At 34.4% G+C, this 12,892-nt stretch carries 10 protein-coding genes; all 10 read left to right on the top strand.

Going from position 1 to position 12,892, the window contains the following annotated elements:
• Positions 1-1,734: 1,734 nt before the first annotated feature.
• The 10 genes from I2B62_RS20090 (at position 1,735) to I2B62_RS20045 (ending at position 12,812) form a co-directional block, all read left to right on the top strand.
• Positions 1,735-2,709: a glycosyltransferase family 2 protein gene (locus I2B62_RS20090; protein WP_195270812.1), complete on the top strand. Its 975-nt coding sequence runs from the start codon at positions 1,735-1,737 to the stop codon at positions 2,707-2,709.
• Positions 2,710-2,788: 79 nt separating this feature from the next.
• A complete protein-coding gene (locus I2B62_RS20085; protein ID WP_195270811.1) occupies positions 2,789-3,646 on the top strand; it encodes a glycosyltransferase family 2 protein in 858 nt (285 codons plus the stop codon).
• A gap of 21 nt (positions 3,647-3,667) precedes the next feature.
• A complete protein-coding gene (locus tag I2B62_RS20080) occupies positions 3,668-5,065 on the top strand; it encodes an undecaprenyl-phosphate glucose phosphotransferase (RefSeq protein WP_195270810.1) in 1,398 nt (465 codons plus the stop codon).
• A gap of 12 nt (positions 5,066-5,077) precedes the next feature.
• Positions 5,078-5,794: a glycosyltransferase family 2 protein gene (locus I2B62_RS20075; protein ID WP_195270809.1), complete on the top strand. Its 717-nt coding sequence runs from the start codon at positions 5,078-5,080 to the stop codon at positions 5,792-5,794.
• Positions 5,791-6,171: a DUF2304 domain-containing protein gene (locus tag I2B62_RS20070; protein ID WP_195270808.1), complete on the top strand. Its 381-nt coding sequence runs from the start codon at positions 5,791-5,793 to the stop codon at positions 6,169-6,171. The genes I2B62_RS20075 and I2B62_RS20070 overlap by 4 nt, the downstream gene beginning before the upstream one ends.
• 106 nt (positions 6,172-6,277) lie before the next feature.
• The gene (locus I2B62_RS20065; protein ID WP_195270807.1) at positions 6,278-8,416 is read left to right on the top strand and encodes a hypothetical protein; all 2,139 of its coding nucleotides are present in this window, start codon (positions 6,278-6,280) and stop codon (positions 8,414-8,416) included.
• A 12-nt stretch (positions 8,417-8,428) separates the two neighbouring features.
• Positions 8,429-9,286, top strand: coding sequence for a LicD family protein (locus tag I2B62_RS20060; RefSeq protein WP_195270806.1), 858 nt, complete (start codon positions 8,429-8,431; stop codon positions 9,284-9,286).
• Position 9,287: 1 nt separating this feature from the next.
• Positions 9,288-10,532, top strand: a complete 1,245-nt coding sequence (locus tag I2B62_RS20055; protein ID WP_195270805.1) for a lipopolysaccharide biosynthesis protein — start codon at positions 9,288-9,290, stop codon at positions 10,530-10,532.
• A gap of 6 nt (positions 10,533-10,538) precedes the next feature.
• On the top strand, positions 10,539-11,690 hold the full coding sequence (locus tag I2B62_RS20050; RefSeq protein ID WP_195270804.1) for a glycosyltransferase family 4 protein: 1,152 nt from the start codon (positions 10,539-10,541) through the stop codon (positions 11,688-11,690).
• A gap of 60 nt (positions 11,691-11,750) precedes the next feature.
• Positions 11,751-12,812 (top strand): histidinol-phosphate transaminase, encoded by a 1,062-nt coding sequence (locus I2B62_RS20045; RefSeq protein ID WP_195270803.1) that lies wholly within the window; start codon positions 11,751-11,753, stop codon positions 12,810-12,812.
• Positions 12,813-12,892 lie beyond the last annotated feature (80 nt).

The raw sequence follows: 12,892 nt of genomic DNA, 5'->3' as shown, positions 1-12,892 counted from the left end.
CTATGGAAAAGACAACAATGGGAAGGAAACATTGCTGGGAACCACCAGTATAAATGTTCCGGGGATGACAGCAGGGAGCGTAGTGGCCAGTGCGGTAGAAAACGAACAGTTTACAGTTACCGTAAAAGACATCAGTGCACCGTCAGGGATCAGCGAGATAATGGTACCGGTATGGAGTACGAGTAACGGGCAAGATGACCTGATCTGGTATAAGACCCAAAGACAAAGTGATGGAAGTTATAAAGCAACCATTAAGCTGAAAGACCATGGATATGATACAGGGTATTATGCGGTTCATGCCTATGGAAAAGACGATAATGGGAAGGAAACATTGCTAGGAACCACAGGTATAAATGTTATAACTGATGATGTTCCAAGTATTTCTGAGACGACTTTTTCAACATCGACATCAATTATGGGAACTCAAACAAAATCAGCGCAAGAATTAGCTAACTACTTTAACAGTAAAGCAGCATTTCCGACATCCTTCTACGGCATGTCTGCCGTAGATTTTGCGAATATTTACATTGAAGAATGCCGAACAGAAGGCGTACGGCCTGAGGTAGCATTTGCACAAATGTGCCTTGAAACGGGATACCTGCAATACGGCGGTGACGTTAAGCGTGAACAGTTTAATTTTGCCGGTATTGGAGCGACTGGAAACGGTGCTCCGGGAAATAGTTTTGCAGATGTCCGAATAGGTGTCAGAGCCCAGATACAGCATTTAAAGGCTTATGCATCAACGGAAGCTTTGGTCAATGAATGTGTGGATCCGCGTTATCAATATGTTAATAAAGGATGCGCACCAACAGTTGGCGATTTAGCCGGAAAATGGGCAACAGATCCAAATTATGGCAATAAACTAGTGACAATTATGAAAGCATTTTAATCTTTAAGACCAGTATATAGTGTGAAAATAATATATATACTGGTCTTTTGTTTTGGTAAATTTTAAAGATCTAGTTTTTAAAGAATACCTCTTAAAAATGTATAATGAATTAAAAGATCTTATCAAGTATTTAGTTGAAATATTTTTAATATAAAAAAGTTTAGGGTGATTTTATTAATTTCAAACTGTGGATAACCCTGCACTCAGGAATAAGTATATATATAATAATATATTATTTATAATATTATTAATGGCGGACATATGTGACCGCGATCTTGCCGCTATTTTGGCGATTTTGGCATTATCACGGACAGATATGTCCGCTTTATAATTTTTGACGCCATTTATCCACAAAATCATGAAAAATAAAAATACATTCAAAATACCCGAATTAAGACGAGAGAGAACCGAAAAGGAACAGAATCGTTAATGGAAGATAAAAACCGCTTAAATGCATGCTTATATTTAAAATTTGATGATATATGGTTACTGCTTAACATACAAATGATAAAGATAGGTAAAAGATCCAGAATCATTAGCACAGATTTTAAAAAAAGGGGAACTGCTTTTCGCAACCGAAGAGAGCAGGAATCGGCACTCATTATTAATTATATATAATATATAAATATTATAATGTTATAGTTATTTATGTCGACACGGGTGTCGGTGAATCTGCGTCCATTTTCGCTTTTTTGCCCAAATTGCCGACATCTATGACGGTTACGCCTGTGGGTAACTTTTTATCCACAGGCAAAAAATAAAGCTTATTACACTAAAAATATCCATTTAGAATTTTATTGCATCCTTCATTTATCTAGGATATGATAATACCATGGAGAATGTATATGAGTAAAGAAATATCAGTTGTTATCCCCAATTTTAACGGGGAAGCATTTTTAGAAAATTGCCTCAATAGTTTGGAAGAGCAGTCTTTCAAAGATTTTGAGATCATCATTGTTGATGACTGCTCAACCGACGATAGTCTGACGATTTTAAAAAATTATCCGGAGATTCGGCTGATCCTTAATGAAAAAAATTCTGGCTTTGCGGTTTCTGTGAACAATGGCATTCGAGCTGCCAGGGGCAGATATGTGCTGCTGCTAAACAATGATGTGGTGGTAGCAGATGATTTTGTTGAAAAGCTCTATCAGGCCATTGACAAGGATGAACGGATATTTTCCGTTTCTTCACGGATGATTCGCTATTATGAACGCGATAAAATTGATGATACCGGAGATTTTTATAATGTCTTGGGCTGGGCTTATAAACGCGGTGATGGGAAGAATATTTCCCGATTATTGAAGCCAACCAGTGTTTTTAGTACCTGCGCCGGCGCTGGCATTTACAGAAAAAGTATTTTTGATGCGATCGGCTTGTTTGATGAGCATTATTTTGCCTACCTTGAAGATGTGGATGTCTCTTATCGTGGACGTATTTACGGCTATCAGAATCGTTATGAGCCATCTGCTGTCTGTTATCATATCGGCAGTGCGACAACGGCGGATGGCAATAAGTATTCAGAATTTAAGGTTAAAATTTCGGCCAGGAATAACATCTATACGGCCTATAAAAATATGCCATTTTTACAGCTGGTGATCAATTTTATTTTTTTAGCGTTGGGTTTTTTAATTAAAGGCGCCATGTTTTCAGTGTCGGGATATGGAAAAACTTATTGGTCTGGTATTAGAGAAGCGCTTTTAAGTTTAAATAAAGTTCGGAAAACACCCTTCAAAATGCGGCATATTCTTAACTATATCAAGATAGAGGGGATGTTATTCGGTAATGTGTTCCGATACTTATTTGAAAAAATATCGAAGTAAGGTAATTGGAAGATGCAAATTTGTTACATTTATGATATACTGTTAAAATTGACAAGAAGTATGTACGAATGGAGCATTTATGGATTTATCAATTATTATTGTTAATTATAAAACAGAAGAATTGACCACTAATTGTCTGGCTTCGGTTTATGAGAGCCATTTGCAGGAGGTCGACTTTGAGGTGATCGTCGTGGACAATGCTTCTTGTGATGGCAGTATCGAAGCCGTTGAAAGAAAGTTTCCGCAGGTGAGTATCATTAATAACAAAGAAAACCTGGGTTTTTCAAAGGCGAACAATATTGGGATTCACAAAGCAAAGGGAGATTATATTCTTCTGTTAAATTCAGATACAATCGTCGAGCCGAATACCCTTAAGAAGTCGTTGGATTTTATAAAAACAAGACCACAGGTGGGAGCATTAGGCTGCAAGGTGCTTCTGGAAAACGGCCAGCTGGACGCTGCATGCAAGAGAAGCTTTCCGACGCCGGCTAACGGCTTATACCATTCGCTTAAGCTGGATAAACGCTTTCCCAAAAGCCAGCGGTTTGGTGAATATAATTTAACCTTTGTTAATCCAGATAAGATATGTTCAGTCGACTGCGTGATGGGAGCGTTTATGCTTGTTCCCCGGAGTGTGATCGACCGTGTCGGACTGCTGGACGAGGACTATTTTATGTATGGTGAGGATATTGACTGGTGCTACCGCATTAAGCAGGCTGGATACCAGATTATTTATTATCCGGAAGTACGCATTTTTCATTATAAAAAGGCCAGTGGGATCGGAAAGCGCAACCCTAAAGTGATCGAAGCGTTTTATGATTCCATGATTATTTTTTATAACAAACATTATCAGGGAAAATACAGTAAGATTATGACCGGTACCGTATTTCTCGGGACGAAAATAATGAAAAAGATTGCGTTAGCAAAAAACCGATAATCTTAAAAGGAGATAGAAGCTATGATAAAAAGTAATCAACATTTTTTTAATTTTCTGCTGGTTGTTTTTGACGCTGTTGTCGTCAGCGGCGCGCTTCTTTTGGCCTGGTATATTCGGTTTGTTTCCCCATTTTTTACGGATGGCGTGCGCACCATGCATTTCGAAGCTTATGTTGGTCTGTTGATTTTTATCATACCGGTTTACCTGATTCTGTTTCTTATTTTTGGCTTGTATAAACCGTATCGAAAGCAGCGCTTTTTTAAAGAGTGCCAGGAGATTATTTTGTCCAATATGATTGGGATTTTAATTGTAATGGCAGTTTTATATACAGAGAAGAGCATTCACTTTTCAAGGTATATGCTCGGACTTTTCTTCCTGTTCTCCATTGTAATCATGTCTTTGGAGCGGGGAACCATTCGAAAAGTCCTTCGAATGATGCGTGAGCGCGGTTATAACATTAAATATATTATCATCGTGGGAGCCGGCGCTCTGGGACAGGCTTTTGCGGATAAAGTATTAGGAGACCGGCAGCTTGGCTACAAAATTTGCGGTTATGTTGACGATTATTATCCGAAGAGTGATAAAAATGGCCTGCCGATTTTGGGAACCACAAAAGAGATGAATGATATACTGGAAGAATTTCGTGTGGATGAAGTCATTATTGCGCTGCCAAATACCAGTTTTAAGCGCATCAATGATGTGATCGACAAATGTGAGTATCAGGGTATAAAAACACAGGTTATCCCAGATTACTTTAATCTGGTTCAGGGATCCAGACCAGCTTTTGATGAGCTCGATGGCATCCCATTGATTAACACGCGGTATATACCGCTGGATGAGCCTTTAAATAAGTTTGTCAAAAGGGCACTGGATATTCTTTTGTCGGGCACATTTTTAATCGTCTTTTCATGGCTCTATCTGATTTTAGCGATTCTGGTTAAAGTAACCTCTCCAGGACCGATTATTTATAAGCAGATCCGCGTGGGCATGAACCGGAAGGAATTTTATATCTATAAATTCCGTTCAATGCGAAATGATATTCCAGAAAAAGGCGATAAGCTCTGGACCACCGAGGATGACCCGAGAAAGACGAAATTCGGTTCCTTTATCCGGAAAACAAGTTTGGATGAGATCCCGCAGTTTTTTAATGTGTTAAAGGGCGATATGAGTATTATCGGCCCGAGACCAGAGCGTCCGTTTTATGTGCAGCAGTTTAAAGATGAAGTGCCCAAGTATATGATTAAGCATCATGTAAGACCAGGAATTACCGGCTGGGCCCAGGTGAACGGCTGGCGCGGTGATACCTCGATTGTGGAGCGGATTAACTGCGATATTGAGTATATTGAGAAGTGGTCACTGTTGCTGGATGTGAAGGTGTTTTTTATGACGTTTGGGGCACTGGTTAAGAATGCTTATTAGAGAGAGGTAGCGATGAAAGTTCTGGTTATTATTCCGGCTTATAATGAAGAAGAATCGATTAAGTTGGTTGTTAACAATTTAATAAATGCATCAAATGAATTTGATTTAGATTTAGACTATGTTATAATTAACGATTGCTCTACAGACAGTACGGGAAAAGTATGCAAAGATAATAATTTTAATTATGTTACTTTACCAGTTAATTTAGGAATTGGAGGCGGTGTCCAAACGGGATACCGGTACGCAGCTGAAAATGATTATGATATTGCAATTCAAATGGATGGTGATGGACAACATGATCCCCAATATATTAAGGAACTGATCAAACCGATAATTAACAATGGTCAAGATATGGTTATTGGTTCCAGATTTATTACAAATGAAGGATTTCAATCTTCTAAAATGCGTAGGGTAGGAATTAATTTCTTAAAATATCTTATTAAATTTTGTTGTGGAATAAGTATTAATGATACAACGAGCGGTTTCAGAGCAACATCGAAGTCACTAACGAAATTTTTTTCTGAAAATTATGCTCAAGATTATCCTGAACCGGAGGCTATCATTGAGGCTGTATTGAATGGTTTTAAAGTACAAGAGGTTCCTGTTATTATGCATGAGAGACAAGGGGGGGAGTCCTCTATCAAAATTTTTCAGACGATATATTATATGATAAAAGTTTCGCTTGCAATTATAATATATCGTTTAGGATTCTTTAAAGGAGCAAAATGATGAGTTTGAATTTGAGGGTATTTCTGATAGTAGGTGTATTAATATATTTGTTTATTATTGTTCATTTACTGCGAAAAAAAGATTTAAATTTAAAATATTCGCTAATATGGCTACTCACTGGACTTATAATGCTAATTGTCTCTTTTTTTCCGGAGATTATATACAAACTATCGAATATTATTGGTATTTATGATGTAACAAATACTGTTTTTATGGTTGAAGGTTTGTTTGTGCTTATGATTTTGCTATCAATAACATCAATTGTTTCTCACCTTAATGAAAGAAACAGGAAGCTAGTTCAAAAGTATGCATTGTTGGAAAAAAAATTATACGATTTAGAAAAAGAAATTTATTCTTCAAAAAATTGCAATGAATAAAGCTATAGGGGTTGGCTTTATTTACAAAAAAATATAGTCAGTAAAAAAATATATAAAGCATGAAAATGGAATAGTATCTAAATTAACTATAAGGAGAGTTGCTGTGTTGAGTACAATGGTCGATTTCACAAAAAAAAATAAAATTAAAATAATTATCATATTGTTTTGTTCAATTTTTATCGCATTTTTGTGTACACAAATTCTATCAAATGGGATAAGTAATTTGATGAATTTTTTTTCGATAAAGCACAAAGGATTATTTATAGCGCGTTTTGAGTTGTTTTTTGTTTTTTCTCTTTTTTTAGGCTTGCATTGGTTATTTCCAATAAAGGAGCTGTATAATTGGATATTTAATAAAAGATATTTGGTTGCCCTAATCTTTTTGTTTTTTATGGTTATCAATCAGTTCCACGGTTCATCAATAGCCTGTTTTGATCAAACAATACAACCAGGTCAAGGATCGGAGTTTGTAGAACCAATTCTAGGTATTCCAAGAGGAATTAGAAGTGACGAATGGCTTGCTTCAACCCCAAACCGTTTATCCACACAATTTGGGGATGAACCATATACTAAGTATAGCTATGTTATGAGAGGAACAAAGACGCTAAATACAATATTAAGTGTTAATATGTTTTGTAATTATTCTGCTTTAGCTTATCCCTTTTCCTTTGCTGTTTTTTTATTCGGACAAACATATGGGCAGAGTGTAATGTGGTACGGTGTGCCGATACTAACCTTTTTAGTATCATTGGAAATGTGTATGATCATCTCACGAAAGAACAAATTGGTGTCTGTTATGGGAGCGACATTGATTGTTTTTTCTGGTTACTATCAATGGTGGAGTTTTTCTTCATGGGTTTTAGGGGCGCAAGCTTCAATTGTATGTGGTTATCATTTTATACAAACAAACAAAAAAAGTGTGAGATGCTTATTAGGAATTGGATTAGGTTTGTCTATAGCATTTTTTGTAGGGAATTTATATCCAGCATGGCAGGTACCAGCAGGATACCTTTTTTTAGGAATTTTGCTATGGATTCTTTATGAAAATATGTCTAAAATAAAAAAATTAGGCAAATTGGATTGGCTGATTTTGATTGGAAGTTTTATTTTTGCAGCATCTATTATTTTAACGTTCATGTATATGAATAAAGAGTATACTGAATGTATCATGAATACTGTCTATCCTGGTCAGAGGGTTTCATCAGGAGGGGAAAAAGGAGTCGTAAATAAATTATTTTGGTGGCTTTATAATCCGCTGTTTTCACTCCCCAATAAGACTTTTAACAATCCTAGTGAAGCAGGAGCATTAATGACATTTTTCCCCATCCCTTTGACTATGGCCTTTTGGTATCTAATAAAGGAAAAAAAGAAAGATTTTTTTGTGACAATGATTATAGTTGTCTCGCTATTTTTAGGATCGTACATCATGATTGGGTGGCCGGAAATATTGGCAAAAATCACATTAATGTCCAATACGATTCCAAAACGTGCGGTTGATATTTTAATGTTTTCACAAATATATTTATTAGTTGCTGTTTTTACAAGATTTGAAAACTGTAAAAAAATACCAGCTTTTTGGGTGAGTTTTACCATTGGTATAATTTTGCCTGTTTATATTCTAATTAATTTGGAAAAATTTCCTGAGGTTGGAGTTCCTATAAAATATATAATTTTCATCAGTTGTTTTTTATGTGTGTGCTTCTTTGGGATAATGGCAAAAACATCAAAAAAATTCAAAAACTATATTATTATAGGAATAACTACTGTTGCATTTTGTACTGGTGCTTTTGTTCATCCGATACAAAAAGGGTTTGATGCGATATACTCCAAACCTTTGGCAAAAGAAATTATGAATATTACGGAATCTAATCAACATCAAAAATGGGTTTTTTTAGGAAGATCCATTATTCCACAACAATTTTTGATTGCATGTGGAGCGCCTACTATCAATTCAGTAAATTTAATGCCCAATATGGATTTATGGAGTAAGTTAGATCCTGCTAAAAAATATAATGATGTATATAACCGATATGCTCATGTTCAAGTAGAGTTCACCTTTGATGAGACTTCTTTTGAATTGATTACTACAGATACATTTTTATTACATCTTTCTTATAAAGATATACCGAAAACTGAGGTCTCATATATTTATTCAAATGAAGAAATAGAAAGTAATGAATATGTTTCATTTGAAAAAATATATGAAGAAGGAGATAGTCTAATTTATAAAATTAAAAACTATTGAGAGTAGCATAATATGAATAAAAAAACATACGATGAAAAAACTTTAAAAAAACTACATGTAGTTCAGTTGGAGTTACTTGAAGTTATTGATACGATATGCAGAGAGAATAATATTAAGTATAGTACCGCGTTTGGGACTGTTTTAGGCGCGGTCAGGCATAAAGGTTTTATTCCTTGGGATGACGATATCGATATTATTATGCCTAAAAAAGATTATGATAAATTAATTGAAATTCTTAAGAAAGAATGTCCAGAGGGGTATTATCTGTTGATGCCCGATATTAATGTTGAGTATATCAGTCTTGTTACAAAATTTGTAAAAGAAGGAACACTTTTTATTCCGGAAATTGAGAAACAAATGAAATATGAAAGAGGAATAGGAGTTGATATTTTTCCATTAAATAATGTTGCTGATAACGAAATTGAGAGAAAAAAGCAATTTCGCGATGCTTGGTTTTGGGGAAGAATTATGTTTTTAAGGGGAATAGCAAAACCGGATATTCCATATAAAGGAATAAAAAAGAAATTAGCAGAACTTGCTTGTTGGTGTATTCATTACGTTTTGGTTTTATTTCATGTAAAACAGTCTTACATACTCAAAAAATATTTAGAAGCAGTAACACGCTACAATTATATTGATACTGAAAAGGTAACGAGTTTTGAAGATGCGAGTTTTGAAAATAATATTATTAAATTGGATCAGATTTTCCCATGTGTCAGAGTACCGTTTGAAAATATTATGGTAAATATTCCAAAAGATTATGAAGAGTATTTGACTAGGATTTATGGTGATTATATGAAACTACCACCCGTTGAAGATAGAAAAAATCATTACCCATATATCTTAAAGTTTGGGGAAGAAGATTCATAAAATGGAAAAAATAAAACTAAAGGTAGTCTCAGGGAAAAATATTTTTTGGTGGAATATGATGGGGAGTTTGTGTAATGCAGCCTCCTCTGTATTTTTACTATTGGCAGTATCGCGAATAAGTGGGGATGCTATTGCAGGCATTTTTTCAATAGCATATGCAATAGCTCAATTAATGCTGACCATTGGTTTGTTTGAAGTAAGACCCTACCAGTCCACGGATATTCAAGAAAAGTTTGTATTTAAAGATTATTATACTTTTCGAATTATTACCTGTTTGTTAATGATTTTTATTTCAATGGTATATACGATATCAAAAGGTTATGATATTAGTAAGACGATTATTGTTATTTTAATGTGTGTATATAAAATGATTGATGCACTAGGTGATGTATTTCAGGGGATGTTTCAGCAAAAGAATCACCTTGAGCTTTCAGGGAAGTCACTGGCATTCCGTGTGATTTTATCAACAATATTTTTTTGTGTATTTTTATATTTTTATGATGATTTGTTATTGGCAACAGTCGTAGCAATTATAGTGTCTGTTTTTTGGTTTTTCTTTTATGACTGGCGATATGCAAAGAAATACTTTGATAAAGCAGAGTGGTCATTTATGTTTGAGAAACAAAAGAGTTTATTTATTGAGTGCTTACCTCTTTTTTTAGGATCGTTTATGATGATGTATATTATAAATGCTCCTAAATATGCAATAGATACTTATCTTTCGAGCGAATTTCAAGCGTATTATAATGTTATTTTTATGCCGGCCTCAGTTGTGAATCTTTTTAGTTTATTTCTATTCAGGCCGATGCTGGTTACCTTAACAGAGTTTTGGAACGATTTTGAATATAAAAAATTTATTACAATAATTATCAAGTTAACGTTAAGCATTTGCATTGTAACTGCTGTAGTGCTTCTTGCTGTTAATTTTTATGGGATACCGATCTTGTCATGGGTTTATGGTATGAACTTGACAGATTATCATAATTCCTTGCTACTTGTGATTTTTGGTGGTGGATTGAGTGCTTTATCAACAATGCTTTATTATATTATTACAGTTATGAGACAGCAGTATAGTTTACTAATTGGGTATGTAATTTCATGTTTGGCCTCTGTTTTCTTAGCAAATTTATTTGTACAATCATATGGTATTTTAGGAGGCGCCATTACTTATGTGTTAGCGATGGTTATTTTATCTTTATTTTTTTTATTTATCTTTTTATATTATTATAGAAAAAGGAGTACATAATCTTAGATGAATAAAACGATCTGCATGTTTTCAGCAAATTATTTACCAAATGTGGGAGGAGTAGAAAGATATACTTACAATTTAGCAAAAAAACTAGTTCAAAGAGGAAACAGAGTAATTATCGTAACGTCAAATGTTTTTTTGCTTAAGGAATATGAGCAAATTGAGGGTATTGAGATTTACAGACTTCCTTGCTATAATTGGCTTAATGGCCGGTTTCCGGTTTTAAAATTCAACAAAGAATTCCATGATTTGTCAGCTAAATTAAAGAAAATACCGATGGACTTAATTATGGTAAATACCCGTTTTTATCTACATTCTTTGTACGGAGTTTGGTTGGCGAAGAAAAAAAACACCAATTGTATCGTAATAGAACATGGAACTAGTCATTTAACAGTAGATAACAAAGTCTGGGATAAAATTGGAGAAGGTTTTGAACATTTTTTTACTAAAATTATCAGGCATTATTGCAATAAGTTTTATGGTGTTTCCAAGGCATGTAATAATTGGTCCGCGCATTTTGGAATTCAATCAGAGGGCATTCTGTATAATGCTGTTAATAATGAGGAAATTCAAAATATTCGGCATCGACATATAAGAGATTATCGAGAAGATTATGGAGTAAAACATAATGAACTTGTTATCGTGTTTACGGGGCGTTTGGTCAAAGAAAAGGGAATATTAAATTTAATTGAAGCTGTAGATCAATTAAATTCTGAGAGTTATCCGGTCCAGTTATTTATTGCGGGGGCTGGCAATTTAGAAGATGTCATTAAAGAAAAAGAAACGGAAAGTGTTAAAATTCACTTTTTGGGTCAACTGAATTTTGAGAATGTCGTGACAGTGCTTGATCAAAGTGATATTTTTTGTCTTCCATCCGAAAGTGAAGGATTCCCAACTTCGACCTTAGAAGCTGTGGCTTGCGAGTGTTATGTAGTTTCAACGGATTGTGGCGGAACGAGAGAACTCATTATTAATAATGAGTTTGGGACAATCATGAAAAATAATGCGGTCGAAAGTATTTATAAAGCGTTAAAAAAAGTTGTTCTGGATAAAAAAATAAGAGAAAAGGGGATTAAGAAAAGTTACGAGTATTTAATTAACAATTTCACATGGGAAAAAACCGCGGAAAATGTTGAAAAAATTATGGATATTTAGAAAATAAGTATATGACGAATTTTGATTAGTTTTGTTCATGTATAAATATAGGGGGAGAAAATGGTAACAACAAAAGAACACTTAGTTAAATTAATTCGAATCGGTGGTCACTCAGGACGATATGATTACATGCGTCTTGATATGAACGAAAACCCAACAGGTTTACCTGAGGAGTTTGTAGAAAGTGTCAAAAATAAAATCACGCCATTTTTTTTAGCAACATATCCCGAAGTTACAAGAATCAAGAAAAAATTAGCAGATTACTTGGAGATTAAAGAGAACAACCTTGCAATTGCTAATGGATCAGATTCAGAAATCAAATATATTTTTGAAGCTTTTGTAAATCCGGGTGACAAGGTTCTTATGGTTAACCCCACCTTTGAGATGTATCCTGTTTATACAGAGATGTATCAGGGAATTCCCTTATTGGTTGATTACGATATGGAGATGCAGGTGTCTTTTGATGAATTTTATAAAAAAGCACACTTTGCAGATATTATTGTTATTTTGAATCCCAACAATCCGATCGGCACAATCTTTTCACATGAACAAATCGAGCGTGTGATAAAAGTCGCTCAAGAAAATGATGCGCTGGTTGTAATTGATGAGGCTTATCATTACTTTTACGCGGGAACCTGCTTGGATTTAGCGATTAAGTACGACAATGTTTTATTACTGCGGACTTTCTCAAAACTTTGTTCATTAGCTGCGTGCCGGGTTGGTTTTGCGGTTGGCAATGAAAAACTTATCGAATATGTCTCTAAAGTACAACCAACTTATGATGTCAACGCTTTTGCAATTTTATTTGTAGAGAGTCTGCTTGATAATATTGAAGTCATTGATGGATTGATTGCTGAGGAAAAAATAGGACGTGAATACTTATCTGAAAAGTTAGCCGCAGAAAAAATTCCTCATAATCAAAGCGAGAGCAACTATATTTTTATCAACTGTGAAGATAAGGTGGATGAATTAGAAAAAGAATTGGAACGACAGGGAATATTAATAAAAACTTACTCCAAACCATTGCTCAAAAATTTTATTCGCGTCACAACCGGAAGAAAAGAAGTGATGGATAAATTTTGCGAAGTGTTTATACCTCTCTACCACAATTTATTGAGTTGAGGATATAAAAATGAAAAATCAACAAAGATATTTAAAGGTAATGAGCCATATTAAAGAAAAATATCCCCAAATAAAAACCA

The sequence above is a fragment of the Eubacterium sp. 1001713B170207_170306_E7 genome, from assembly GCF_015547515.1.
Taxonomy (GTDB): domain Bacteria; phylum Bacillota; class Clostridia; order Eubacteriales; family Eubacteriaceae; genus Eubacterium.
The sequence above is the reverse complement of the archived record's forward strand: the minus strand, read 5'-3'. Positions and strand labels throughout refer to the sequence as shown.

Coding starts and splice junctions, on each gene's coding strand:
- I2B62_RS20090 (WP_195270812.1), top strand. CDS start 1,735: ATGAGTAAAGAAATATCAGTTGTTATCCCCAATTTTAACGGGGAAGCA.
- I2B62_RS20085 (WP_195270811.1), top strand. CDS start 2,789: ATGGATTTATCAATTATTATTGTTAATTATAAAACAGAAGAATTGACC.
- I2B62_RS20080 (WP_195270810.1), top strand. CDS start 3,668: ATGATAAAAAGTAATCAACATTTTTTTAATTTTCTGCTGGTTGTTTTT.
- I2B62_RS20075 (WP_195270809.1), top strand. CDS start 5,078: ATGAAAGTTCTGGTTATTATTCCGGCTTATAATGAAGAAGAATCGATT.
- I2B62_RS20070 (WP_195270808.1), top strand. CDS start 5,791: ATGATGAGTTTGAATTTGAGGGTATTTCTGATAGTAGGTGTATTAATA.
- I2B62_RS20060 (WP_195270806.1), top strand. CDS start 8,429: ATGAATAAAAAAACATACGATGAAAAAACTTTAAAAAAACTACATGTA.
- I2B62_RS20055 (WP_195270805.1), top strand. CDS start 9,288: ATGGAAAAAATAAAACTAAAGGTAGTCTCAGGGAAAAATATTTTTTGG.
- I2B62_RS20050 (WP_195270804.1), top strand. CDS start 10,539: ATGAATAAAACGATCTGCATGTTTTCAGCAAATTATTTACCAAATGTG.
- I2B62_RS20045 (WP_195270803.1), top strand. CDS start 11,751: ATGGTAACAACAAAAGAACACTTAGTTAAATTAATTCGAATCGGTGGT.